Below are 24593 nucleotides of genomic sequence, written 5' to 3'. Positions count from 1 at the left end.
TTCCATAAGACATGCCTTAACCCTAGTGCTATGACTAGGTCTTAATTGTGAAGTATCCGTTTTAATTGGGGGCTAATACAATTAGGAGAAAAATCTTATAGCTTTTGAGCTTTGGGGATCTTCGCTTATTGTGGCTACTGAAAATTAACGCTAGAGTGGTAGATGTGGTCTGACCACGAAATACAAAGCTAAAAACTGATTTATAAAAATTGAACACTTTAAAATTTTGATTGGAGTTTTGCACAATGAAAGCATTGGTTTATCACGGTCCAAGTAATGCTAAATGGGAAGAAAAAGAAGCACCAAAATTGCTCAAACCGAGTGATGCAATTGTCCGTATTGTTAAAACAACCATTTGTGGTACAGATTTACACATTCTAAAAGGTGATGTGCCGGCAGTGACTGATGGTCGAACTTTGGGACATGAAGGCATTGGGATTATTGAAGAAGTTGGCACTTCAGTTCAGCAATTTAAAAAAGGTGACAAAGTCATTATTTCTTGTATCACGGCATGTGGCTCATGCAGTTATTGCAAGAAAAGTTTATATGCTCACTGTAAAGATGGTGGCTGGATTTTAGGTCATAAAATTGATGGTACACAGGCGGAATATGTGCGCATTCCACATGCCGATAACAGTCTGTACCATTTGCCAGAAGGTCTGGATGAAGAATCAGCTTTGATGTTGAGCGATATTTTGCCGACAGGCTTTGAAATTGGTGTGTTAAATGGTCAGGTACAACCGGGGCAAACGGTTGCGATTGTCGGTGCTGGTCCAATCGGGATGGCGGCATTGCTCACAGCTCAATTCTATGCACCTGGCCGAATCATTATGGTCGATACTGATGAAAGCCGTCTCGAAACCGCAAAACGTTTTGGCGCGACCGATACCATTAATCCTGCCAAGCAGGATGTGAAGTCGGTGATTGATCAATTGACTGATGGTGTGGGTGTAGATGTGGCGATTGAATGTGTTGGGGTTGAGCCGACCTTCGCGATCTGTCAACAGATCATTGCACCAGGTGGACATATTGCCAACGTAGGTGTGCATGGTAAATCTGTAGAGCTTCATCTTGAAGATCTATGGATTAAAAACATCACGCTCACCACTGGATTGGTCAATACTTCAAGTACACCAATGTTGTTGAAAAGCTGTTGTGCCAAAACCATTGAGCCAAATAAATTGGTGACTCACCATTTCTCTTTAAATGATATTGAAGAGGCATACAAAGTGTTTGGTTATGCCGCGCAAGAAAAAGCTATGAAAGTGGTGCTTTCTAACTCTTAATACCTACCTATTTAAGTTTAAACAAGACATTCCGAAAGGGGTGTCTTTTTATTGGTGATTTTTTTGGCACTGTTGCAAATAGCCATTGATGATAAGCTGAATAGTTTTTAGCTAAAGGTTCAGTATATGAATCCCTTCTATGGTCAGAATTTTCAGGGAGAAATCATTCTTTGGGCTGTGCGTTGGTATTGTAAATATGGCATTACAGGTAGCCATCATCACTTTAAACACCCCACAAAAAATGGATTGGTGATTGTACCTCACCCCAAAAAATACTTACTAGCAGGCACTGTAAAAAGCATTTTGAAACAAGCAGGTCTGGCATGATCTGCTACAAAATCGACTTTTTAAGCCTTAGACAATGAGGTAATTAAAAATGTTATATCCCGTTGCGATTGAGAAAGGGTCAGAGACCGAAGCCTTTGGCGTTCAAGTTCCTGATATAGCTGGCTGCTTTTCTGTAGGCTATACGTTTGAAGAAGCATTAGAAAATGTGAAACAAGCGATTGTAAGCCACTTGGAGATCTTGGCGGAAGATGGCGAGGAGATCCCTTTAGCCTCAAGCATTGACCGTTTTATGAATGCCGAAGATTACAAAGGGGGGATCTGGGCAATTGTAGATGTTGATTTCAGCCACTACTTAGGTAAAGCCAAAAAATCAATGTGACTTTACCAAGCCGTTTAATTCAGCTGATTGATGAACGTCTGAAACATGACCCGCGATTTGCATCTCGTTTTGCGTTCTTGGCAGAAGGTGCAGAGAATCTGTTACGTACACACTAAATTTTATATTGATCAAAACCGCCTCATCACTTGATGGAGCTTTTTTTCACCCAAAACACTCAAAATCCCCAAACAGATCAGCCTGACCCCGCGCCGCGCAGTTGCCCATCTGCCAGTGATAATAAAACGAGGTGTTGAGGTGCTGTGGTTAAGCCTTTCAGCCAGTCTAAAAGAATTTAAAATAATTAAAAATAGAACTTTCCTGTGGATAACTTTTGTTTTTTATGTTGTTTAGCAATTAAACAAGGAATTTATAGTGATATAAAATTGGGAAATAAAAATGGACTATTCATACGGAGAACAGTCCAAATGCGTAACCTGAATAATGATTAACCCAATTAATAGCCTGTTACACGATCAACAAATTTAGGAATAGTGCCTTTCATACGATATTCATTAATATTTTGAGCAACAATTGCAGATGCAGTCTTTCGGTTTGTTGGGGCGGAAATATGGGGGAGTACAGTAACGTTTTGATTAGTCCAATGCCATGAATTTGGAGAGAGAGGTTCTTGATTAAAAACATCCAGTATGGCATGAGCTAAATGTCCACTCTCTAAGACTTGTTGCAAAGCATGATCATCAACAATAGGCCCTCGACCAAAATTAATAAACGAGGCATGCTTTTTTAAAGCTGAAAAAACATTTTTATTGATGAGGTTTTTAGTTTGAGAGGTGAGTGGTAATAGACAAATGAGAAAATCTGTCTTTGCCAGCATGTCCAGCAGACCATCATCACCATGATGACATTGAATATCAGGTATAGACTTTGCAGTCCTACTCCATCCACAGACCTTAAACCCTGCTGTACTTAACTTAGAGGCCGCAGCTCGACCAAGTTCACCTAAACCAAGGATTGAAACAGTTTTTTCTTCGGCTGGAGTGTATTCATGTTCTAACCAGTGCTTTTCGCGTTGTTGTCTTGTATAGCGTGGCATATCTCGATGTAAATATAATGTCCAAGCAAGCACAGCTTCAGCCATGGTCGCTGCGAGTTGTGGATCAACCAATCTGACCACTTTGAGCTGATGATCACTTTGCAGATCTGCCATGAGTCGTTCTACTCCAGCCCAAACGCTATGAACCCATTTTAGATTGGGTAACAGCTTAAGGTCATTAGGGGCTGGATTGGCAACAATTGCAACTTCACAGGCTTCACGTTCAGCCATATCGAGTTCATCGAGTAAAACTACATGTTCTTCAGGCATTACGGCTTGTAATGCTGAGACCCACGATTGAGCTTGTGGCCAAGAATGAGGACAAACAAATGGAAGTACATTTTTCATTAAGCAAACACTTTATTCATATTTAGAAATTTTGTCATTTCGATAGAGTTAGTTTATGTCATGCAAGATTTGATTCTATCGAATGACCAATATTAAGCTATCAAAAGCCTATACTTAAAAAAGAAAATGATCGTTTTTGCTTTTATGCTATCAATAAACTATCATTTAAATCATGAATCATGCGATTTATGAATTTTATTATTTTACTTTCAATTTTAAGTCTAAATGATTGCTTATGACCATTAGAATCTATGTAAGAGCATCTACCAAAGACCAGGATGCAGAAAGAGCCTTGGATGACTTGATCCTGTTTAGTCAAAACTATGCGGATCATTTTATTGCTTACATCGAAAACTTTTCTGGGACAAAGCTCAATCGCCCTGAGTTGAGCAAATTGCTGAATGAATCAGAGCAGGGGGATATTTTACTGGTTGAAAGTGTTGATCGCCTGTCACGGCTCTCTCAAGACGATTTTGATACGCTCAAGCAGCAAATCAAGGCAAAGGGCTTAAAGTTGATTGTGGCGGATCTGCTAACTACACACGGTATGATTCAGGATGGTATGACCAACGAGATTTTACATGTGGTGAATGCGATGCTGATTGATCTACTGGCAACGATGGCACGATTGGACAATGACAAGCGTCGGGAACGCATTAAACAGGGGTTATTGCGTTCAGGCTATAAACCTTCGGGTAAGAAAGCCAACACAGCCAAACATGAGCGAATCAAGCAGTTATTACAGGTAGAAACCATGACCCGTGAGGAAATTGCAAAAGCGGTTGGGGTAGGGGTGGCAAAGTTATCATAAAATAGAGCTATAAATCTTAAAGGGCAGCTAAGAACTATAGATGGATTGTGAGGTTGCTTAAAAAAGGTAGAATGGTTGAAGTTAATTATTTGATATTAAGGAGTGTTTTTATTCTTGAACTTGCTGTGTATTAAGTGCCGAACTTGTTCCAAGTTACTGGCAAAAGTGAAGGGTTTTAGTGAATTAGAAATTAAATGCCCTCGTTGTAAAAACATCAATTCTTATATGAGCACCCAGGAGTACCTTACCTGATTGCCTAGAGCAACTTTCTGTATCGGGTAAAGCCATCGAAATGATGGCTTTATGTTTATTTACTACTACATTCCACGATTCTAATCGCTCTGTATCAATTTCATGCTCATCAGCATTTTGCGATTTCTCCACTTCTGACTGTCAGTTTTGTGTTGTAACTTAACCGATGGCTCTAGTCCTTCTCTTTTTCAAGTCAATTTCTTATCCGTGATGCTGATTAATTAGTAAACATTGTATTATATATGGAGCAAAAATTTGCTTTGGGATTATAAAACCTTACTTCACTCACTGTTTTTATATTCTCAATGTTTACAAGCTCTAATTTCCTCAATAAAGATCAGGATAAACGATTTCGAAACAACCATGCAGCCAAGGGTAAGGTCAGGCTTGCAAGCATAAACATCGGTAAAAAATCCCATTTGACCTGAGAAAAAGTTGCCCCTTCCAGATAAACTCGCTGTACAAGATCAATACCAAAACGTAGCGGATTGGCATAGGTTGCAACTTGTAATGCATGAGGCATATTTTGTACGGGTGTTAACTGACCTGACAAAAGCATTAAAGGCATGTTTAAAAAAAAGGTAAATAACATGGCCTGCTGCATGTTAATGGAAATCGCCGAAATAGATAAACCCACACCAACAATTGCAATATTAAAGCACAACAATCCAAAATACAGTAAAACTAATGAACCATTGAATGGGATTTTAAACCAGAACAAAATAATTAGAAAAATAATGCTCGACTGTATTAACCCAACAAAAATCGGGGGAAGTGCCTTACCAATCATGATGTGTATAGGCGTATATGGTGTGACCAATAGCTGGTCAAATGTGCCTTGTTCCCGTTCTCTTGCCACCGAGAACGAAGATAACAATAAAGTCTGCATCATACTCAAAGACGCAATTAAATAAGGCATTAAGCTCCATCTGGACTGTTGATTGGGGTTATACCAAGTACGTGTTTCGATATTGATATTCGAAGTTACCCCTAAGCGCTCCTGATTGACCTGTGTCACCACACTGCTGATGTATAAGCTTGCCAGACCTGCGGTAGAGGAGTTACGCCCATCTAAAATAACTTGTATGGGAGAAACCTGCCCCTGATTGAGTTTATCTTCAAAATCAGAAGGGATAGTAATGACGGCTAAAGCCTTTCGATCATCTATTACCTGTTTAATCTGGGTGTTATTGAGCAAGGTCGCAGTTCGGTTAAAGATGCCTGAGCCATCTAGATGGTTTAAAAATTGTTGTGAGACCTGTCCTTTACTTTGATCCAAAATTGCATAATCCACATGATTAACATCATAACTGGCAGCGTAGCCAAACAGTAATGCTTGCAGAAGTGCGGGAAGAAATAAAAGCGTACGGTTGGCAGGATCACTAAAAATCGTAAGAAATTCTTTTTTCACCAGCACCATGAGGTAATTAAACCAAGTAACAAAACTTTGAATCATGTGATTACCCCAAGCGCTTTTTCAATGATAGACAAGATGCAGTCATGAACACTGCGGCATACAGCATTAAGATGCTGCACTCTTTAAACCATAAAGCCCAATCATCTCCCCCTAAAAACAGGGTTTTAATCAGTGACATAAAATGCGTTGCAGGCAATATCTGGCTAATGACCTGTACCACCAAGGGCAAATTTCGTGTATCGAAAACAAAGCCAGAGAGCATCATTGCAGGCATAAAACTGGTTAATAATGCCATTTGACTGGCTTGAAACTGGCTTTTTACTGTTCCTGAAATCATTAAACCTAACGACAAGGAAACCATTAAATATAAAAATGACGCACTAATGATCGAGAATAATGAACCACGAATTGGTACATTGAACACCCAGGATGCGGCTATTAAACACATCCCGATATCAATCATGCCAATGACGATATAGGGGATCAGTTTCGCCAGTACGATTTCTAATGGGCGAACTGGCGTTACAAACAAGGCTTCTAAAGTTCCTCGTTCCCGTTCCCTTGCAATTAGCAATCCTGTTAAAAATGCGCCAATCAACGTTAAAACCAAGACAATTAAACCAGGTACTAGAAACCATGCACTGTTCGCTGATTCATTAAACCAGATGCGTTGTTCAATACTGACCAAACCACTCGATGAATTTGGATTACGATCTGCCTGAATGGATTGAGTCGTTGCCAAGGCTGCTGAAATATAACCTTGCAATGCAGAAGCAATACTGGTCGAACGACCATTGGTGATAATTTGAATCGAGGCATTAGACGATGCACTTTGCTGAGCAAAATCAGAAGGGAACACAACCATAGCATCTATTTCTGCACGCCCCATGGCCTGTTCGGCTTGATCAACACTGCGATAAGGCATCACTGTAAGATATTTAGTCCCGTTCAATCCCGAAATTAACTGGTTACTTTGCGGCGTGATATTCTGCACGACAATGCCAACACGCCCATTACTCAAATCAAAAGATAAGCCATAACCAAACAGTAAAATCAGGATAATCGGTAAAATTAGACCGATCGCCAAACTACTTTTATCACGTAATAATTGATGACTTTCTTTACGAGTCAAAGCGATTAACCGTAAAGTGAATGCAGGTAGTTTCATCCCTTATCCTCCTGAGAATGCGCACGTGCCTGTTCTACAATGGCAATAAAGGCGCTATTCATATCATGAGCTACAAGATTACCTGCCTGTTGCCGAACTTGCTGCGGTGAACCGAGTGCCAGAACTTTACCTGCATCCTGAATCGCAATCCGATCACAATATTCAGCTTCTTCCATGAAGTGCGTGGTGATAATAATGGTCATCCCTTGATTCGCCATCTCGCCAATGGTGTACCAGAAAGAGCGCCTTGCTAAAGGATCAATCCCGCTGGTTGGTTCATCAAGAAACACGATTTCAGGTTGATGTAATAACGCGGCTGCCATAGACAAACGCTGTTTAAAACCATGTGGTAAGTCACCACTTTTAGCATGTGGATGTAACTCAAATTGCTGTAAGGCTTTATCAATCTGTTGCTTGAGTTTCTGCCCTGATAAGCCATAGGCTCCTCCAAAAAATTTTAAATTCTCTAGAACAGTTAAGTTACTGTATAAGGCAAACTTTTGTGACACATAGCCAATCTTGGCTCTTGCCTGTGCCCGTGCCGTGCGTAGATTCATATCTGCAACTTGCAAGGAACCCCCACTGGCAGGCAATAACCCACATAACATTCTAAAGGTTGTGGTTTTGCCTGCACCATTGGGGCCGAGTAAACCAAAAATTTCTCCATGTCGGACATCAAATGACGTACTGGATACAGCGGTAAAATCCCCAAAGGTACGTGCTAAATCTTTGACAATAATTGCAGGTTGTTGCTGTACAGGATAATTAATACGCTTATTTACGAAGCTGGTTTCATGATTATTTTTGAATGCATACTGCTGTTGAGCCTGATGTAAAAACCACATAAATGCATCTTCGAATTCAGGCTTCCGACTTGAAACGACAGCATCTGCTGGTAACTGTGTAGCAGGTAATTGTGGATAATCGGGTTGAGTAATAAAACGAACAGTATTGCCTTTGGGAACAGCATCAATAATATATTGAGGCTGTTCCAATAGCCGTGCCTGCAAAATTCGCGCTTTCATGTCTTTGGGTGGGTCAACTTGCCAAGTCAAACCACGAACTTGCTCACTTAAACTTTGAGGTGTCCCTTGCTGTAAGATTTTTCCTTCATGCATGACATACACTTCGGCACAGCGTTCAGCTTCATCCATATATGCTGTACTGATAATCACGCTTAAGTTTTCTTCTTGAACGAGCTGTTGAATAATCAGCCATAAGTCACGCCGAGACAGCGGATCAACGCCAACACTCGGCTCATCTAACAACAATAGTTCAGGCGAACGGACTAAAGTGCAGGCCAAGCCAAGTTTCTGTTTCATTCCGCCAGAGAGTTTGCCTGCTGGGCGCTGAGTAAATTGGCTTAAGTCGGTGATTTCCAGTAACTGTGCAAAGCGTTTTTTCCGCTGATCTTGTGGCACTGCATGTAAATCTGCATATAACTCCAGATTCTCCTGAATACTTAAATCTTCATATAAACCAAATCGCTGTGGCATATAACTGATTCGATCTTGCACCGCTTGCGGATGTTTAGTGACATCAATTCCAAGTACTTCCAGTGAACCCGCAGTAGGATGATATAATCCTGCCATCAGGCGTAAAAACGTGGTTTTTCCTGCGCCATCTGGACCGACCAAAGCCGTAAGCTGCCCTGATGGAATCTGCATATTCAGCTCTTGAAGGGCACAAACATCCGCCATCTTTTTATTTTCAGATTGAAAGACTTGCCGCAAGTTTCGTGCAATGACCACATGAGAATCACGGTTTCGCAAGGCATCCATAACATGTTTACTCAATTGGCTTTGGCAATTCTGACGGTCACGGGTTGCCCCATTTTTAACTGATCATTGGGATCACTGACATAGATCCGCACTTCATAGACCAGTGTGGTACGTATATCCTCGGTTTGTACAGTCTTAGGCGTGAATTCTGCCACAGATGAGATATAACCAATTTTTCCTGTAATCGGCTGATTAGGCTGTGAATCTCGGATGACTTGAGCGGCAGCCCCCATTTTTATTCGACTTAAATCTTGTTCATTGGCATAGACCCGTACCCATTTGGGATCGGTCAATGCCAAGGTATAAACAGTTTTTTGCGCGGTTGTCATATCGCCCACTTCCTGCAATCTGGCTCGAACAACCGCATTTGCAGGTGAACGTAATTCACTTTGAGAAATCTGATATTGGATTAAATTTAAATTTGCCTGAGTTGCTTGATATTGCGCTTTGGTGGCAGCACGCTCTTCAGCTCTAACGCCTTTTTTTAATAATTGTAGATTGGCTTCACGTTCTTTGACGCTTGCCGCAGCAATCGCTTGATTACTCTGAGCTGAATCTAATTCCTGTTTACTAATAGCCTGACCTAATGTACTGTTATTTAAAAATTTTAAGCGTTGATAGTCTTTGTTGGCTTTTTCCAGTTGTGCCTGTGCAGAGACTAGCTGAGCCTTTGCCTGAACAATTTCTTCAGGGCGATTTCCTGCTTCCTGCTCAAGAATGGTTTGTTCTTGCACATTGAGTTGAGCCTGAGCTTGCTGCTTCTGAATGTCTAAAGCATCAATCTTGAGTCGGGCCAAGATTTGACCTTGCTTAACTTTGTCACCTTCCTGCACATACAGTGCCTGGATTCGCCCGCTTTCTTCAAAGGCGAGAGACACTTGACGAATATCGACATTTCCGTAAAGTGTTAAATCCTGTTTTTTATTTTTATCTTTATAAAACAGCCAAGTAGAAATTGCTAAGATGATAATAATGATCACCATAACAGCAGCAATAATGCTCTTTTTCATGGAAATGATCCTTTGATTAAAACAAAGTTTAAATTCAATTTAAATTTAAACTATCTCAGATTTATAACAAAAGATAACATTAAAAAGTAAAGTTTGATTTAGAGTAAAAATGTCTAGAGCTAGACGAAGTGATGGTGATCTAAAAAAATCAAAAATTCTTGATGCTTTGGGTCGCTTGACGGCACTATTGCAAATAGCCATAGATGATAAGCTAAATAGTTTTTTAGCTACAGACTCAGTATATAAATCTCTTCCATAGTCGGTATTTTCAGGGCGAAATCATTCTTTGGGCTGTGCGCTGGCATTGTAAATATGGCATTAGCTATCGTGAGCTTCAGAAAATGCTTGCTGAACGTGGTGTGTATGTTGATCACACGACGATTTATCGTTAGGTTCAACGTTATGCTCCTGAAATAGAAAAACGCTTACGCTGATATTGGCGTAATCCTAAAGAGCTGAGTTCATGTCATATTAATGAAACTTATGTAAAAGTGAATGGACGATGGTCTTATCTGTATCGTGCAGTTGACCAACATGGCTATACGATTGATTTTTATCTTTCTTCTCGACGTAATACCAAATCAGCATATTGTTTTCTTGGAAAAATTTTAAATAATGTGAAGAAGTGGCAAATTCCACAAGTGATCAATACGGATAAAGCACCCACATATGGAAGTGCTTTGTCATGGTTAAAACGGGAAAGAAAATGTCCACTAGGCTTGGAGCACAAGCAGATCAAATACAAAAATAACGTGATCGAATGCGATCATGGCAAGCTAAAGCACATCATTAGGATTCAAATTGATGAAGATGGCCTAGCCATAATTAAAGATATTGAAGTCATGCGTGCACTACGTAAAGGACAAACTTCATCATTTTATTATGGTCAGCCTCAGGGTGAAGTATATCTAGTGAATAGAGTTTTTCGGTCTCTAAGTACTTTTTAAAGGGAACATCATTGACTCAAATCTCTATTTGCAACAGTGCCATAAAAATTACAATGTCTCAGGTTGCATACCCACAATACAGTAATAACTCGAACCTGTTCGTTTTGAAAGATACATAGCTTTGTCAGCTGCCTGCATTAATTCATCTACTGTTGTACCATGATCAGGAAACACTGCAATACCAATACTGATGTTTACTGTTAATAAATGCCCAAATATTTCGGCCGTTTCTTTAGTAATCTGGGTCAATATTTTATGAGCAACAATATTGATATTATCAGCAGCTTTGAACTCAGATAACAAGACAATAAACTCGTCTCCACTCTGACGAGCTACATGATCTGTATCTCGAATTGATTTTGTTAATTTCTTGGCAACCCATTTCAGCAATTCATCACCAGCATCATGGCCATAGGTATCATTCACAACTTTAAATTTATCAAGATCAATAAACATAATCGCAAACTGATGCTCATTGCGTTGTGCTAAACCAAGTGCCAATTCAGCATACTTATTCAGTAGCCTGCGATTTGGCAATCCTGTAAGCGTGTCATAGTATGCCAATTGTTTAATTTTTTCTTGGTATGCTTTAATGCTAGTCATATCTCGAAAAGATAAAACAGCACCTATTGTTTCTTGCTCATCAGAGGTTAGAGGAGTAACAACAACACTCACGGGTAATGGTGATTTATCTTTTCGATAAAAAACCTCATGCTCATTACGATATGTTTGACCAGTAAATGCAACAGAATTAATAGGACAGGGTATTGCTGAGTCTTTATCTTGGTTTGCAGGATTTGAATGAAAAAGACTGTGTGCATCATAGCCAAGGATTTCCTCCTTCTCCAATCCAAGTAATCTTGCAGCTTCCGGATTAGTTTCAGTGACAATCCCTTGTTGATTCAGGACAGCCACACCTTCGCCTAAATTATTGAGAATTTGCTCGTGCCGACGATTATGTAAGGATATTTCTCGGCGTAATTTTTGCCGAGCTGCAGCTATATAAGATAAATATCCTGCCGCTAGCAATAATAACAATAATCCACCTATATATAATAAGAATGTCGTGGCATTGCGGGTAATATTTGCAGAAGGTAGTTCTTGTTGTGGAATAAAAGAAATAATTTTCCAAAAATAATCGCGATTTTTTAAATTATTTTGACTGGTAGGAATTGTCAGAGCATGGTTTTGTGAAGATGTTTCCACCCAGTTTAATGGATAAATTGTTGTATATGTATAAAGACCTTCATCAGTAGTATAGTGTCCTGTCTGCTGATGAGACATCTGATGCCAAAGACTTGGATGTTTTTTAGCAAAACCTGCTGGATGACCAAACATGAACCCCCATTCCAATTTAGGATCAGGCGCAACTAACCAGTTTCCATCCTGATCAAGCAGCATGGTCTGACTATTTGTTTGGGTGTTCATCACTTGTCGAAAACGATCCAGCATCATATTACCGAAAAGATTAACAACAAGAATACCGTTCATTTCTCCAGTTTTTGTAAATAACGGCATGGCAAACCGAATCACAGGATCATAAGGTATTTCAATTTTGTTGTGTTCAACATTTAAATCTATTCGAGATATAAAAATATCATTTTGTTTTAGATGAGCAGCTTTCTTAAAATAATAATACCCGCTTTTATCCTGCAATTGGTCATCCGGAACGATATAGGATTTACCATTGCTAGTATCGACCCGTACAACTTCTTTACCTTTTTTATCTAGAAATCTGATGTCGTCAAATATTTTTTGTTCCTTGGAAAAAGTTAGAAATAGATCGCGCACATTGTGACGTTGTATTTCCTTATTTTCTGCAACCAAAAGTTGAACGGGGGGTGTATTGGCAATGGTTCGAACATCGGATACAACTCTCTCGAAACGGCCATCAAGTACGATACGAGCATTTTCAACTTTCGCTGCATGCGAAATTTTCAATAAATTAAGATCATCTTTTGCATCGATGTAAAGCCCGACTTTCATGGCTAAAGTAAAAAGTAATACCCCAGTAGAAAAACTGATTAAAAAAAACCTTAACGCTTGTTTCTTCATTATTTGAGATGATGATTTATTTATTTTTTTTGTTACCATTCAACAATCCCTTAATCGATTGAAAATATTTAAACTTTCAATAAATAACTGTATATCAATAACTAACAAAACTCTATTAACACATAACCATCTTGAATACCATCGATTTTGTAGATATTTTCAAAACCGTGGAACGTAATGATTCACATAAAAGCCATTGCCGTGCGTTGAGTTCTGCAAAGGTTTTGTATAAGATATTGAATTAAAAAGAATAAAACAAGAGATTTCATATAAGGTGTATTATGGTAATTTTAGAAATTCTTCATTATTCTCGCCATAAACTCTTGGGAATTTGTAGTTTATCTCTCTGATTACATTATTCGTTAAATTAAAAAACATCTGATAAAAAGTTTTAAGTATTCCTTTCTTTTTATTTCCTAATCAATAAGTTATTATTTATTCAATAATATTAAGAAGGTACAAAAAGTGGAAATTGTTATCGTATTTGTAGTTTGTATTATTTGTCTAGTATTAGGTTTTTGTATTTCAAAATTAATTTCTAGTAAAAAGAATACAGGATTAGAAATTCAAATCAAGAATTTAGAAAACCAAATATTAGAAATTCCTTTACTAAAGCAACAGTTAGAGGATTCTATATCAAAATCACATAAAAATGATATTTTACAACAACGTATAGCAACAGAATTGAATGAAAGAGAAAAAGTATTAGCTGATGTAAAATTCGAATTATCAAAAATAATAACTGAAAATAATGAGTTAAAAGAAAGTAAAAGCCAACTAGAGCAGGATTTTAGTGGGCTAAAAGCAACTTTGGAAAATTCTAGACAATCTTATATAGATCAAATAGCTATAATAGATCAACAGAATAAAGAAAAATTTGATACGTTAATAATACAAAATAATGATCTGAAAAAACAAGTTGCTTTAGAAAAAGCAACATTAGATCAAAAATCTAATGCTTATTTGGAATTATCTAAACAATTTTCAATATTAAAAACATCATTAGAAGAAAGAGAGAAAAATTTTTCTGAGCAAATTTATAATTTTAATAAGCAAAAAGAAGAATTTAGTATTCAATTTAAGGCTCTAGCAAATGATATTTTAGATGCAAAATCTATTGCGCTACAAGAAACAAGTAAGATAGGTATTTCTGCAGTTATTAACCCTTTTCAGCAATCAATAGATAATTTTAAAAAAGAAGTTCATGATATTCATCATCGTGAAACACAGCAACAAGGAGAATTAAAACAAGAACTTTTACAACTTAAAGAATTAAATAAACAAATTACGGAAGAAGCTCATCAACTAGCAACGGCATTAAAAGGTCAAAAGAAAATGCAAGGTAGTTGGGGCGAATTAATACTAGAAAATGTTCTAGAACGATCTGGTCTTCAATTAGGAAAAGACTTTAAAAGAGAAGTATCTGTAACTCAAGAAAATGGGAGATTACGACCAGATGTCGTTGTATATCTACCTCAAGGTAAACATTTAATTATTGATTCAAAAGTTTCTTTAAATGCTTATACACAATATGTTAATTCTGAAAATGAACAAGATCGTAAAATAGCTTTAATGGCTCATGTTAAAGCGGTTTCAGATCGCATCAATGAACTAGCATCTAAGGAATATCACAATATAAAAGACTTTAACTCTCCGGAACTTGTCTTTATGTTTATCCCTATAGAATCGGCTTTCGTTGAAGCATTAAAAGGGGATGAAACTATTTTTCAAAAAGCATTAGAAAAAAATATTCTAGTTGCAACTCCAACCACGTTATTAACCAGTTTAAATATAATTCGTCAATTATGGCGATTTGAAGATCAAAATAAACATACTGCTGCATTAGCAAATAAAGCAGATGATGTTTTTCAAAAATTACGTAATTTTTTAAATAGCTTCCAAGATATTAAAAAGCATTTAGATAAAGCAAATGACAGTTATCAAAAATCAGAAAATCAACTTATTAGTGGTCGTGGAAATTTAGTTAAACAAGTTAGTGATTTCAAAGCATTAGCTCCTTCAATTCAAGGAGAATTTCCTACGGAACTTTTAGAAAAAGCAAACTTAGAAATTGAATATCAACATGTCTTAGAATAAATATTCTTAACTCTCCCAAGTTACCATAGCCTTCAGAATACTGGTGAATGTTGAGAGTGAATCGTACTGGGTTTATCGGAGACTTAATATTTTGAGAGAATACTCTCAAAAATTAACCGATTTTAAAAGTAAAAAATCCCCTTATTTAACATAATGGGTGTTATACGAAATGTATTTGTTAGAAACCATTTAAAGTGTCTGTATTCTCACCAATAAAAATGTCTGGTCTATGATGTACATCAACATCATGGGCTGCACGAAACTCAAAGAATTTACATCGATCATTATCCAAAGCAGGAAGCAATGCATCCACCACAGCATCTTCTTTGTTCTGATTGGGAAAACCGGTTTTCCCCTGAAAAAATCCAATCAAGATACAGTAATCTGCTTCCAGACCTTTGGAGCCATGAAAGGTTCAGTAAGCAATATTAGAGTATGTTGACCGTACTCGCCCTTTGACGTTATCCAGCAAATAGCGATATCGTGCCAGGACGGCAATTGATGCCGTGGTATTTTCCTGTCTGATCTCTCTGATCAGTTGAACCACCTGATCTTCTAATGTCTGATTATCGGTTGTATGGCTATCCAGCAAATACACGGCTGATTGTTCAACCTGAGCTGCCGTCACGACATTTTTTTGATACTGCTCCGGGTTTTGCATCACAAAACGCCCTGCAGTTAAGGCAATACTGTTGTTGTAACGATAGGTCTTTTCCAGTTTGGTCAAGGAATGGGAGCCGACTAGATCTGAAAAACGTGTGGTGAGTTCAAGTTTTCCACCTGAGAAGCGATAAATCGACTGCCAGTCATCTCCAACCACAGTCAGAATAGGCGATGGACCTTGTTGGATTAATGCCTGCAACAGTTGCATCCGTGCCATGGAAATGTCTTGAAACTCATCCACCAAAATATGTTTCCATTGTGGGTGAAAAGCATCAGGTTGAATCAGGTCGGTTGCCTGAAGAATCATGTCATCAAAATCAATGCTGCAATCATCTTGCAGTTTCTTGCAGTAGGCTTGATGAATTTGATCCAGCAGATCAGCGTAACGCCCGGCAAAGGCGATATTTTGTTGTTGTAAGCGTTTTAAAATAGCAGCTCGGTCTAGACGTTCAACCCGAATCGCAGCCAGACTCTTGACGTAGCGCTTGGCGGTGCTACTGATCATGCCAGCTTGATTCAGCACATCAAAGATTTCCTGAGCCGATTTCTGAGTCACTGGTATCTGCTGTTGCTGCATCAATTGAGCTAAGCGCTTCTCGAGTCGATTCTCGGTCCAATCATAGTGATAGGTTTCTAATAAAGTGGTGCCGCAGCTTTGATGTAACTCACGTTTCTTTCGAATAATGGCATTGTATTCTTGTGATGGAATATCAACCCGAGTTTTCCCTTGCCGGTCAATACCAAAGTGTTCCAGATAAACCTTTGCATCCGTTAAATAAAAGTCTGGGCGATAGTCGAATCCGAGTTCAATCCGTCGTTTGGTGATATAAGGCGCTTCATACTGATACGTAATCCCATGCAGAAATAACCAGTTGGCAATCAGGAGTTCCTGATAACCTCGTACCCGTTCACCTTGCAAAGTACGATATTCATGATCACGCACATAGCGGTCATACTCCGCTTTCGTTTTAAAATCGAAGGCATTGACGGGCTGGTAACTTAATTCAATAAAGCGGCTGAGCCCATCTGGATCAGATTGGATATAGTTGCTCAGCCATTCAGTCATCCAGATTTCTAATTTGGTCGGATCTTCTGTAAAAACTGATAAATGGGTTGAGCTTTTTTCTTGCTGTAGAATACTGCGTCCTAGAGCATGGAAAGTCATGACTTCAGGACAATCTTCCGGGGCAATACCACAACTTTGACTGCGCTTTTGCAAGCGTTCTCTTAATTCTTTTGCTGCAGCATTGTTATAGGCCAGAATTAAAATCTCATGGCGACGGGCTAGGCCAGAATCAATCAAATCCAGTGCCTTTGCCACCATAACTGATGTCTTGCCTGTTCCTGCAGCGGCCAAAACCAGATTACGATCATCATTGCGAATCACTGCCAGACGTTGCTGTTCAGTGAGTGGATTTGACTCAATATGTTCAAAGAAGCTTTGGCGTTGCTGCAACTGCTGCTGTTCATATTGCTGACGGAGAACAGACTTGCCTTGATCTAAAGGCAGATAGCTCAGCATCTGATCCAGTTGTTGCAGCATTTCTGGGTGAAGCTGTTTCTGCCAAATGGACTGAGACGTCACATAATTTTGCAGTAATGGAACAAGTGTGTCCTGCAAAGTCGCTAGACTGGATTCACGTAAATATTGCTGTACGGCCAGTGTTTGAAAATTTTTCAGGGATTGAACGAGATTCTGATTTAGAGCAACTGTACTCGCCTGAACAATTTGCTCAAAGCAATCGTTTAAATCTTCCTGATTTAATAAGGAATAGTCTAAAAGTTGCCCTGCAACATGCCATGAAAATCGGGATCCCCAGAAACCTTGTTGACGCTGGGCAATCCCCTGACTCTGTTGATAGGAAAATTGACGTGTTTCCTGATTCTTATACTGAACTTCTACATAGTCTGTTGTCACAATCATCTGACGAATTGGACTAAAGAACTTACCTAAAAAACTGGTTCGAATAATTTTACGGATCACATTTTTACCTAACAACAGCAATAAGTGCATTTTTATTTACTTATGATGAAGCCATACAGTAACAGGATGTTCTGGAATATAAAACAAATATAAGACATTCATACATCAGGACTGTGAAGCAAGACAGGAGTCATGCTTAATCACCTCATATAAAAAACCTCGGCAGGATGCCGAGGTTTTTTATTATCTAAACTTTTTAAATTAGAGTCGGATGAGCATCAAGAATACGAATTAAAGTCGCTGCAGGACCAGTCGGATAGCGACGGCCTTGCTCCCAGTTTTGTAGGGTTCTCGCGCTGATATGCAAACGTGCGGCAAATTCAGCCTGAGTTAAGCCTGTTTTTTCACGTACTTCTTTAATATCTGGTAATTCAAGCTCTGTGACTCGACTTGCTTTAACCTCTTTACGTTTGATAGCTCCAGCTTCTTTAATTGAAGCAACTAGGTCATCAAATAAGTTGTTATCCATGAAATTGCTCCTTCACTAATTGACACAGGATCGAAGTTTCTTTGTCTGTCAGATTATCTTTCACAGACTTTGGATAAGCCACCAGAAAAAAGATCTGATCATCTTCGGTAACCCAATAATAGATCACACGAATACCACCACTTTTGCCTTTATTGCCCTGAGCACAACGTACTTTTCGAATTCCACCACCATTCTTAATTAAGTCGCCCTTATCAGGTTGTACCAAGAGATCTTGCTGGAGCTGACGATACTCTTCATCACTCACAAGCTCTTTGATTTGCTTGGTAAAAATACTGGTTTCAATGAATAACATAGGTTTAAGTACGTCAATGGCGTATAAGAATTTTAACAGTTATGGAATAAAAAAACGAGAGCTTTAGGCTCTCTGTTATTCATCAATTAAAATGTCCGCTTTTAGAAGATGCGCTTTTGCAGTTTTCTTAATGGGCGGTTGGACTACCACCAAAATTCTAGACACATATAACCATCTAAGCTTTAGCCTTTCTTTTTTCTATCATTTCCGATAGCCATGTAGCTGTTTGCTCAATGCTTTGATGTTTAGGGACATCAATAACTTCAGAACTTAAACCTTTTTTGATTTTTTTAACGTCAAAGTTTACCCCTTTAACATCTCTAAGTTCAGTGTGATTACGACGATTTACACGGTTTTCTATAGCCATAATACAAGCCTTTATGAAAATTGATAAAAAGAAAAAACATCCACTCAACAGCGTATAACACTCAAAGAATGAGTATTTTATTCTTGTGAATATGACTTAATTTTTTCAAAAATAGGATAAAAATCCACACCATCATCCTTCATTGTCGAGAGTAAATAAACAATGACAGCAATATGTTTTGGTACTTTCCCAACTTTTTTATAGTTTGTTATGGAATTAGGATTCATTTCCAATAATGTAGCAAATTCTTTAATTGAAAGACCTGACTTACCGATAAGTCTTTGAAATTCTTCATAAGGCATAGTAATGAGCACAAAATTTCTTGGTCTTAAATTATAACATATGCCATAATTTTACAAATAACACATAAATAATGTGTCATACACATTATTTATGTGTTATAACTTAAGTTAGTCAAAACATACTGTCTTGATCTTTATTTAAGTAAGAGAAAAATGATATGTACTCATACCCTGATACAGTTACAGCAGATTCAATAGGCCTCATGATCATAAATGACTTTTTCATTCAAAAAGCCCATGAACTTTGGCTTTTTTTGCAACTTGACCAAAGCTTTAATGATTATGAAGCAACCCTTATTTGGACTCGACGTTATTTAGAAGGAAATCCAGAAGGTGAATATAGTGATATTAGAAAAGCCTTCATCTCTTGTTTCCCAGAGAATTTCTTCAGCTTTGACGATTAAATTTATAAACTGTCGTTCCTCTTTTTTAGCATTTGAGATCCGAGAGAGTGCTATCAAAGAGGAATTATTTAGTTCTAAAAAACGAAAAAATGAAAATCAAATCAAATTAGGCTGCATTCGCATTTCAATGGCATGAGTCCAGAAGCATTTGAGGTTGCCTCATGTCTAGGATACTGGGAGCAGTTCAAAATTGAGAGTTGGAACAGAAACCGAATGAAGTACTGGATAGATAAAAGGGTTTAAGACTTCTCATTTAATACAGCGGTTATTATGGTAAATTAATTCTAAATAATAAAATTCAATAACTTAATTAAGTTTCCATAATAATTAAAAGCCTCAATTCATAAAATTATCCACAATTTCTGCGGATAAACCTTGGGATAAATTTTAACAGCATTGCAACTATATTTAGTTGCATAAAGTCAGGGTAATGTTATGGGTAAAACCGAAAAATTACTGGGAAAGTTAGCAAATGCTAAAAGTACATTTCCATATAGGGATTGAGTGGTTTTACTGACTCAACTCGGTTATGAAAAGTTTGAGATGGCAGGATCTCGTGTTCATTTCTTTAATGTTTAAACTTAACATATGATTTTGCTGCACCGCCCTCATCCTGAGAATGAAATTAAAGGTGGGGCTTTAAAAGCAGTCAAACATGCCCTCAAACAGGAGAAACTTTTATGAGCTATCTAAAATACAAAGGTTATTTAGGTACGATTGAACCTGATCTTGAGACTGGTGAGCTGTTTGGAAAATTAGCCTTTATTCGAGATCTTGTGACTTATGCAGCTGAAACCCTGAAAGCCTTAGAAATTGCATTCCAACAATCGGTAGATGGTTACTTAGAAGCTTGTGCTGAAGTAAATAAACAACCTGATCAACCTTTTAAAGGGACATTTAATGTTCGTATCAGCCCTGAACTTCACCGTAAAGCTGTTTTAGCGGCAAGTGGACACTCACTGAATGCCTTTGTGAGCGATGCTATTCAAGAAAAACTCATGCGATTAGGTGTATAAATTAAAAAGAGAATCCATGAATGGATTTAAGAAAAAAGCTCTGACATCATGTCAGGACTTTGATCCTAGATCAGTATTGTGGACATCAGGACCCTCTCATTATTTTATTGAAATAATTGAGAACAAATCTTTAATTTTTTTAAAGGATTTTAAAAGCATGAACTACTTTTCGGAGGATCCCTTCTAGGTAATGTTACCTAGGAGGAAAAATGAAAAGACTGAAATATCAGTATCAACAATCGGTAAAAGTACATTCTGATGATTATTTCTGGAAATGCCATCCAAAAATCAGAAGTGTCTTTTTTAGAAAGTTCAGCACACAACAAGAAAGAAGTTTTTATTTCATGCATCGCATTGAATATAAAGACTATCCCGTCAAAATACGTGTTGCCCGTGGTACCGGCTTACCTTATATCTGGGATGATTTTCCAACTTATGTTTATAAGTATGCTAAAAGCTGGAAGCACAATTCCAAACGGAAAAGCCAATACTATAAAGAACATCTGAAATAAGAAATGGGAGCTATGTAATTGGCTCCCATTTTTTTAAATAAGATTTGGATAAGTAGCATTGCTATCACCCTATCATTCGACAATTTTATCTGAAATATTTGCTGTCATCGAAAAATTACATGATGAGAACTATTGATTCATGATTGCAAAATACTGGATAAAACGACCACCTATTCCTGTTCGTACCATACCAGTCATTATTATTTCTAGTCCATTAGAAATAATTACATCGCTAATTTTGCTGATACCAAACGATTCATACTTACACCACGTTCTGCTGCTTCCAATGCTAATTTTTGATGAACCATTGATGGAACACGTACAGCAAAGCGTCCACTGTACTTTTTCTCTGAAAGTGCAGTTGGTAATTTTTGCTTATTACTGATCATATCTGCTACGACCTCGGCAACTAGGTCAACAATCCCTGAAAATGCTTTAGATTGATCTGCATCAAGCCAAGATAATGATGGAAATTCAGCACATAAGCCAACGTATTGATTATCTTCTACTGACCATGTAACACGGTAAGTATATCGTTTACTATCCATCGAACACCTCTCAATGCTTTAAGTTTATTAATAGCAGCTAATACTTGCTTCACCTGATATGGTTTAGCTTTGCTTTCCCACCATCCCTTGCCACAGTGTTTTTTCAATACCGCGGGTTCACTAGAATAGGGTTACAAACCTTGAGTAAACCAACAAATCAGATGTTCTTGGGATTATTCCGCATTTGTTCCACAAGTTAATCAAGACTAGCCATACACTGCTTAATATTGCCAAAGCTTTAATAGTATTAATATTGATATTACTATTCAAGGAATGACCGGTATGTTTATGCAGAAATAGTAATGAAATTTCACAAAAAGCTAGCTTTCAATAGTCATTAAGGCTTCTTTATTAACAGCGAAGATGGTTTATTTTTGCTGCTTTCTCCATATTTTGAGTTGGTAAAAATTGAGACCGAGCGTAAGCGAGCTCGAGATTTTATGGTCTTGAACAATGTGATATACATTGTTCCATCCTGTACTTTTTGGAAAGCTCGTTAAACGTTCAAAATGGGGTATTTTTGAGCTTTGTTACACGTTCAAATTAGGTGTTTTTGGGCTTTGTTACACGTTCAAATAAGCTTTTTCGAGGTTTGTTACACGTTCAAATGAGTTTTTTCAGGCTTTGTTACACGTTCATTTGTAAGTCATAGCGTACAAACGAAGTAGCTATTTCTCATATTCAAGCTGGATCAAATTTTTTATTCTGAACTTAGTAGAGGAACAGGACGTTCTGGAACATCAAACAAAAATAATAAGTTCTCGCATCAGGATCGTGAGGGATGACAGGAGTTAGCCCTAGACGGAAATATGAAAAAAGCCCCGATAGGATGTCTGGGCTTTTTTCATTTCGTGTTTTCAAGTTCAATCATTGGATCATACACTTAACAACAGAAGAATCTCGTCACATCGTGAATAACGAATCAAAAAATACTTAAGCCAACTTTTTAGACTTAGACAAGATGTCTGCATTCACGATATTATTGCGTTTACAAAGGGCACAGCATCTAATGCTCTAAGCGCTATGAATTTAAAAGCCTTCCTGATCTAACAGCTGTGCGGCTTGTTTTAAACGTTCTGAAATAGTAGGTTGGGCATCACTGATCTGCTGGATAAAATGATCAAATGCGATATCACTTAATTTAATCTGAACCTGTTCGGTCAATGCTGCTGTTTCGTCAGCTACTTGCTGAGCATGCTGAAAGTCTTTGTCATGTTCATTCATCTGCAATGTTCCTTCTCAATGCCCCTTGCTGGATTGTGCTGTATCCAATGTGAATCAACTGTTTGTGCATCATCTATAAATGCTGAGACTGAGATGAGTTTCCGTGGGCTTGCCATACAGCCAGTCAGCATACTGGTCATTTCAGATTCAAGATTATACAGTAAGCGACTACCTCTCTTATCATCTTTCATATACTGCTTTGACGCTTCTGTCGTGGATGTGAAGCATTTAAGTTCTCAAAAACTGTATAAAGTCATTTCGTTTGTATAAATTAGCTATATAGCTAACTTTTGTTTTTTATTATAAAATATTAGCCATATAGCTAATATATCATGGTAAAAACAATGGCAACCAGAGCTGAGATTGGCAGGAATGTACGTCAAGCGCGTAAAACATTAGGCTATACACAACAAAAATTATCCGAATTGACGCGAATCCATAAAACAACCATCTCAGAGATCGAAAATGGTCGGTTTACCGGATCTTTTGACATCTTTGAACGTGTGCTTGATGCTGTTGGTTTGCAGTTTGAAACTGCACATAAAAAGCATAACTTACCAGATTGGGATGAAATCGAAGAGATGTTTTCTGAGGATGAACGATGAATAACCCGATTGATCTACCGAGAAAAATCAATACGATTAATGTTTACACCAGTCAAGTTGAGTTGGGTGTACTGACCTATGGTTCCATACACCACTATCAACCGATCCAGACAATGCAGCATGTCTCACTGACCATGACAAAAAAAGGCATGGATGGCTATTCATCGGGTTCTCTTCATCCGATATTTTCTCAAAATTTGCCTGAAGGTTTTAATCGCAGATTCATTGCTGAAAAATTGGCAAGATATGCAAAAGTCAATGATATGTATTTATTGGCACTGCAAGGCGATCAAGGCATCGGCATGCTCTCTTATCAAAGTGCGCTGAATTTACCTGAAGCCGAATCTCTCAGTTTAGGCGAAATTCTATCCTATAACAGCTATGAGCCACTGTTCCCTCAGTTATTGGAAAAATATTATCTACGAAATTCTTTGGCCGGCATGCAACCTAAAGTCAGTATTCCCAACGCCAATACCATCCAGACTGATCGAACGGTTCAGCAAAAGGATTTAATCGTAAAGTCTTTCGATTCAGAGTTTCCTTTACTGACGGTTAATGAATTTGTATGTATGGAAGCTGCCCGATACTGTGGGTTAAATCCCCCCAAGACCTATTTATCTGAAAATCTCGAAACCTACGTGGTCGAACGCTTCGATAAAACCGAAGACGGTTTAAAATTGGGGTATGAAGACTTTACGACGTTGATGAAAAAGTCGAATGACCCTGATGCCAAATATACAGGCAGCTATGAAGCGCTGTTGAAAGCCACCTATCTTTATACAGGGAGCCTCGCTGAAGTTGAGAAAATGTATACTTACATTGTATTCAACTGTTTAATTGGCAATGGAGATGCCCATCTGAAAAACTTTGCACTGCAATATTCACCGAACATGCAACATGTTTTTGTCTCACCGCCATTTGATCTTACCCATACCCTGATCTATGAAACGATTGATAATAAAATGGCACTTAAACTTGAGGGGAGCAAAGCATTTCCTCACCTGTCCCATCTCATCAAACTGGCACAAAGTGATCAATTTAAGATTCGAAATCCGAAAGAGATTATCGAATCTTTAAGTGAAAAGATAATGGACTACCTGCAACGCTCTAATGAAGTTCAAGGCTTTGCCGGGTTACGTCAGTCGATAGAAAGTTCGATATCCAAGGTCATGACGTCAGGTAGTTTGACTCAACCTTATCGCCATGACAAACAGAAGAAATTTGAGTAATTCAAATTCAATCGTTTCCTTGTTTCTCAGCTGCATCATTGCATCTTCAATTGCACGCATCTGG

At 38.0% G+C, this 24593-nt stretch carries 23 protein-coding genes and 4 pseudogenes; 13 read left to right on the top strand and 14 right to left on the bottom strand.

Features of this window, described 5'->3' with window-relative positions; genetic code table 11:
- Positions 1 to 245: 245 nt before the first annotated feature.
- The 4 genes and pseudogenes from F975_RS00725 (at position 246) to F975_RS00715 (ending at position 2069) form a co-directional block, all read left to right on the top strand.
- Positions 246 to 1286, top strand: a complete 1041-nt coding sequence (locus F975_RS00725; RefSeq protein ID WP_004749384.1) for a zinc-dependent alcohol dehydrogenase family protein — start codon at positions 246 to 248, stop codon at positions 1284 to 1286.
- 126 nt (positions 1287 to 1412) lie between these two features.
- Positions 1413 to 1493: pseudogene (locus F975_RS16070) on the top strand (IS6 family transposase); the annotation flags it as partial.
- A pseudogene (locus tag F975_RS00720) lies at positions 1491 to 1613 on the top strand (type II toxin-antitoxin system HicA family toxin); the annotation flags it as partial. The pseudogenes F975_RS16070 and F975_RS00720, both read left to right, overlap by 3 nt.
- A 49-nt stretch (positions 1614 to 1662) precedes the next feature.
- Positions 1663 to 2069: pseudogene (locus F975_RS00715) on the top strand (type II toxin-antitoxin system HicB family antitoxin).
- 338 nt (positions 2070 to 2407) lie between these two features.
- Here F975_RS00715 and F975_RS00710 read toward each other — a convergent pair.
- On the bottom strand, positions 2408 to 3355 hold the full coding sequence (locus F975_RS00710) for a 2-hydroxyacid dehydrogenase (RefSeq protein ID WP_004749381.1): 948 nt from the start codon (positions 3353 to 3355) through the stop codon (positions 2408 to 2410).
- Between the two features lie 235 nt (positions 3356 to 3590).
- Here F975_RS00710 and F975_RS00705 point away from each other — a divergent pair, with 235 nt between their 5' ends.
- Positions 3591 to 4166 carry a recombinase family protein gene (locus F975_RS00705; RefSeq protein ID WP_004749380.1) on the top strand — a complete coding sequence of 192 codons (576 nt, stop codon included), beginning with the start codon at positions 3591 to 3593 and terminating at the stop codon, positions 4164 to 4166.
- Between the two features lie 102 nt (positions 4167 to 4268).
- Positions 4269 to 4418 (top strand): Com family DNA-binding transcriptional regulator, encoded by a 150-nt coding sequence (locus tag F975_RS16150; protein ID WP_081399802.1) that lies wholly within the window; start codon positions 4269 to 4271, stop codon positions 4416 to 4418.
- Positions 4419 to 4755: 337 nt separating this feature from the next.
- Here the strand turns inward: F975_RS16150 and F975_RS00700 are convergent, their stop codons facing one another.
- From F975_RS00700 to F975_RS00685, 4 genes are read right to left on the bottom strand one after another with little or no spacing between them, the layout of a single operon-like run.
- A complete protein-coding gene (locus F975_RS00700; protein ID WP_004749379.1) occupies positions 4756 to 5874 on the bottom strand; it encodes an ABC transporter permease in 1119 nt (372 codons plus the stop codon).
- Positions 5875 to 5878: 4 nt separating this feature from the next.
- Positions 5879 to 7003, bottom strand: coding sequence for an ABC transporter permease (locus F975_RS00695; protein ID WP_004749377.1), 1125 nt, complete (start codon positions 7001 to 7003; stop codon positions 5879 to 5881).
- Positions 7000 to 8784 carry an ATP-binding cassette domain-containing protein gene (locus F975_RS00690; RefSeq protein ID WP_004749375.1) on the bottom strand — a complete coding sequence of 595 codons (1785 nt, stop codon included), beginning with the start codon at positions 8782 to 8784 and terminating at the stop codon, positions 7000 to 7002. Before F975_RS00690 ends, F975_RS00695 begins: the two co-directional genes overlap by 4 nt.
- 11 nt (positions 8785 to 8795) lie before the next feature.
- Positions 8796 to 9794: an HlyD family secretion protein gene (locus F975_RS00685; protein WP_004749373.1), complete on the bottom strand. Its 999-nt coding sequence runs from the start codon at positions 9792 to 9794 to the stop codon at positions 8796 to 8798.
- Between the two features lie 242 nt (positions 9795 to 10036).
- Between F975_RS00685 and F975_RS00680 the strand changes: the two are divergent.
- Positions 10037 to 10741: pseudogene (locus F975_RS00680) on the top strand (IS6 family transposase).
- Positions 10742 to 10789: 48 nt separating this feature from the next.
- Here F975_RS00680 and F975_RS00675 read toward each other — a convergent pair.
- Positions 10790 to 12835: a diguanylate cyclase domain-containing protein gene (locus F975_RS00675; protein WP_004749369.1), complete on the bottom strand. Its 2046-nt coding sequence runs from the start codon at positions 12833 to 12835 to the stop codon at positions 10790 to 10792.
- 426 nt (positions 12836 to 13261) lie between these two features.
- On the opposite strand from F975_RS00675, the gene F975_RS00670 reads away from it, so the two are divergent.
- Positions 13262 to 14893 carry a DNA recombination protein RmuC gene (locus F975_RS00670; RefSeq protein ID WP_004749368.1) on the top strand — a complete coding sequence of 544 codons (1632 nt, stop codon included), beginning with the start codon at positions 13262 to 13264 and terminating at the stop codon, positions 14891 to 14893.
- A 178-nt stretch (positions 14894 to 15071) separates the two neighbouring features.
- Here the strand turns inward: F975_RS00670 and F975_RS15260 are convergent, their stop codons facing one another.
- From F975_RS15260 to F975_RS00645, 6 genes are all read right to left on the bottom strand, one after another.
- The gene (locus tag F975_RS15260; protein WP_051064807.1) at positions 15072 to 15266 is read right to left on the bottom strand and encodes a hypothetical protein; all 195 of its coding nucleotides are present in this window, start codon (positions 15264 to 15266) and stop codon (positions 15072 to 15074) included.
- A gap of 42 nt (positions 15267 to 15308) precedes the next feature.
- Positions 15309 to 17570, bottom strand: coding sequence for a UvrD-helicase domain-containing protein (locus F975_RS00665; protein WP_004749367.1), 2262 nt, complete (start codon positions 17568 to 17570; stop codon positions 15309 to 15311).
- Between the two features lie 166 nt (positions 17571 to 17736).
- The gene (nadS, locus tag F975_RS00660; protein ID WP_004749366.1) at positions 17737 to 18009 is read right to left on the bottom strand and encodes a NadS family protein; all 273 of its coding nucleotides are present in this window, start codon (positions 18007 to 18009) and stop codon (positions 17737 to 17739) included.
- A complete protein-coding gene (locus F975_RS00655) occupies positions 18002 to 18322 on the bottom strand; it encodes a type II toxin-antitoxin system RelE/ParE family toxin (protein ID WP_004749365.1) in 321 nt (106 codons plus the stop codon). The genes nadS and F975_RS00655 overlap by 8 nt, the downstream gene beginning before the upstream one ends.
- Positions 18323 to 18497: 175 nt before the next feature.
- Positions 18498 to 18689: a hypothetical protein gene (locus F975_RS00650; RefSeq protein WP_004749364.1), complete on the bottom strand. Its 192-nt coding sequence runs from the start codon at positions 18687 to 18689 to the stop codon at positions 18498 to 18500.
- 77 nt (positions 18690 to 18766) lie between these two features.
- Positions 18767 to 18991 (bottom strand): hypothetical protein, encoded by a 225-nt coding sequence (locus tag F975_RS00645; protein WP_004749363.1) that lies wholly within the window; start codon positions 18989 to 18991, stop codon positions 18767 to 18769.
- A gap of 158 nt (positions 18992 to 19149) precedes the next feature.
- Here F975_RS00645 and F975_RS00640 point away from each other — a divergent pair, with 158 nt between their 5' ends.
- The 3 genes from F975_RS00640 to F975_RS00625 all read left to right on the top strand — a co-directional run bounded on the left by F975_RS00640 (position 19150) and on the right by F975_RS00625 (position 20923).
- Complete coding sequence (locus F975_RS00640; protein WP_004749362.1) at positions 19150 to 19395, top strand: hypothetical protein; 246 nt, start codon at positions 19150 to 19152, stop codon at positions 19393 to 19395.
- A gap of 680 nt (positions 19396 to 20075) precedes the next feature.
- Positions 20076 to 20411 carry a type II toxin-antitoxin system HicB family antitoxin gene (locus F975_RS00630; RefSeq protein ID WP_004749361.1) on the top strand — a complete coding sequence of 112 codons (336 nt, stop codon included), beginning with the start codon at positions 20076 to 20078 and terminating at the stop codon, positions 20409 to 20411.
- A gap of 209 nt (positions 20412 to 20620) precedes the next feature.
- Positions 20621 to 20923 (top strand): hypothetical protein, encoded by a 303-nt coding sequence (locus F975_RS00625; RefSeq protein ID WP_004749359.1) that lies wholly within the window; start codon positions 20621 to 20623, stop codon positions 20921 to 20923.
- Positions 20924 to 21147: 224 nt separating this feature from the next.
- Here the strand turns inward: F975_RS00625 and F975_RS00620 are convergent, their stop codons facing one another.
- Positions 21148 to 21471, bottom strand: a complete 324-nt coding sequence (locus tag F975_RS00620; protein WP_004749358.1) for a type II toxin-antitoxin system HicB family antitoxin — start codon at positions 21469 to 21471, stop codon at positions 21148 to 21150.
- 1029 nt (positions 21472 to 22500) lie between these two features.
- Positions 22501 to 22695 (bottom strand): hypothetical protein, encoded by a 195-nt coding sequence (locus tag F975_RS00615; protein WP_004749357.1) that lies wholly within the window; start codon positions 22693 to 22695, stop codon positions 22501 to 22503.
- A 344-nt stretch (positions 22696 to 23039) separates the two neighbouring features.
- Here F975_RS00615 and F975_RS00605 point away from each other — a divergent pair, with 344 nt between their 5' ends.
- Both F975_RS00605 and F975_RS00600 read left to right on the top strand, forming a co-directional pair.
- Positions 23040 to 23300, top strand: coding sequence for a helix-turn-helix domain-containing protein (locus F975_RS00605; protein ID WP_034425408.1), 261 nt, complete (start codon positions 23040 to 23042; stop codon positions 23298 to 23300).
- A complete protein-coding gene (locus F975_RS00600; RefSeq protein WP_004749355.1) occupies positions 23297 to 24529 on the top strand; it encodes a type II toxin-antitoxin system HipA family toxin in 1233 nt (410 codons plus the stop codon). The genes F975_RS00605 and F975_RS00600 overlap by 4 nt, the downstream gene beginning before the upstream one ends.
- The last annotated feature ends 64 nt before the right edge of the window (positions 24530 to 24593 follow it).

This window comes from Acinetobacter brisouisimilis (assembly GCF_000368265.1).
GTDB lineage: Bacteria > Pseudomonadota > Gammaproteobacteria > Pseudomonadales > Moraxellaceae > Acinetobacter.
This window is presented reverse-complemented; position numbering and strand designations above follow the sequence as displayed.

What these genes read in the sequence shown, in the direction of transcription:
- F975_RS00705 (WP_004749380.1), top strand. Translation starts at nt 3,591, where the DNA reads ATGACCATTAGAATCTATGTAAGAGCATCTACCAAAGACCAGGATGCA.
- F975_RS00605 (WP_034425408.1), top strand. Translation starts at nt 23,040, where the DNA reads ATGGCAACCAGAGCTGAGATTGGCAGGAATGTACGTCAAGCGCGTAAA.
- nadS (WP_004749366.1), bottom strand. Translation starts at nt 18,009, where the DNA reads ATGGATAACAACTTATTTGATGACCTAGTTGCTTCAATTAAAGAAGCT.
- F975_RS00690 (WP_004749375.1), bottom strand. Translation starts at nt 8,784, where the DNA reads ATGGATGCCTTGCGAAACCGTGATTCTCATGTGGTCATTGCACGAAAC.
- F975_RS00620 (WP_004749358.1), bottom strand. Translation starts at nt 21,471, where the DNA reads ATGGATAGTAAACGATATACTTACCGTGTTACATGGTCAGTAGAAGAT.
- F975_RS00625 (WP_004749359.1), top strand. Translation starts at nt 20,621, where the DNA reads ATGAAAAGACTGAAATATCAGTATCAACAATCGGTAAAAGTACATTCT.
- F975_RS00615 (WP_004749357.1), bottom strand. Translation starts at nt 22,695, where the DNA reads ATGAATGAACATGACAAAGACTTTCAGCATGCTCAGCAAGTAGCTGAC.
- F975_RS00640 (WP_004749362.1), top strand. Translation starts at nt 19,150, where the DNA reads ATGTACTCATACCCTGATACAGTTACAGCAGATTCAATAGGCCTCATG.
- F975_RS00700 (WP_004749379.1), bottom strand. Translation starts at nt 5,874, where the DNA reads ATGATTCAAAGTTTTGTTACTTGGTTTAATTACCTCATGGTGCTGGTG.
- F975_RS00630 (WP_004749361.1), top strand. Translation starts at nt 20,076, where the DNA reads ATGAGCTATCTAAAATACAAAGGTTATTTAGGTACGATTGAACCTGAT.
- F975_RS00665 (WP_004749367.1), bottom strand. Translation starts at nt 17,570, where the DNA reads ATGCACTTATTGCTGTTGTTAGGTAAAAATGTGATCCGTAAAATTATT.
- F975_RS00675 (WP_004749369.1), bottom strand. Translation starts at nt 12,835, where the DNA reads ATGGTAACAAAAAAAATAAATAAATCATCATCTCAAATAATGAAGAAA.
- F975_RS00645 (WP_004749363.1), bottom strand. Translation starts at nt 18,991, where the DNA reads ATGCCTTATGAAGAATTTCAAAGACTTATCGGTAAGTCAGGTCTTTCA.
- F975_RS00600 (WP_004749355.1), top strand. Translation starts at nt 23,297, where the DNA reads ATGAATAACCCGATTGATCTACCGAGAAAAATCAATACGATTAATGTT.
- F975_RS00710 (WP_004749381.1), bottom strand. Translation starts at nt 3,355, where the DNA reads ATGAAAAATGTACTTCCATTTGTTTGTCCTCATTCTTGGCCACAAGCT.
- F975_RS00655 (WP_004749365.1), bottom strand. Translation starts at nt 18,322, where the DNA reads ATGTTATTCATTGAAACCAGTATTTTTACCAAGCAAATCAAAGAGCTT.
- F975_RS00685 (WP_004749373.1), bottom strand. Translation starts at nt 9,794, where the DNA reads ATGAAAAAGAGCATTATTGCTGCTGTTATGGTGATCATTATTATCATC.
- F975_RS00725 (WP_004749384.1), top strand. Translation starts at nt 246, where the DNA reads ATGAAAGCATTGGTTTATCACGGTCCAAGTAATGCTAAATGGGAAGAA.
- F975_RS00650 (WP_004749364.1), bottom strand. Translation starts at nt 18,689, where the DNA reads ATGGCTATAGAAAACCGTGTAAATCGTCGTAATCACACTGAACTTAGA.
- F975_RS00695 (WP_004749377.1), bottom strand. Translation starts at nt 7,003, where the DNA reads ATGAAACTACCTGCATTCACTTTACGGTTAATCGCTTTGACTCGTAAA.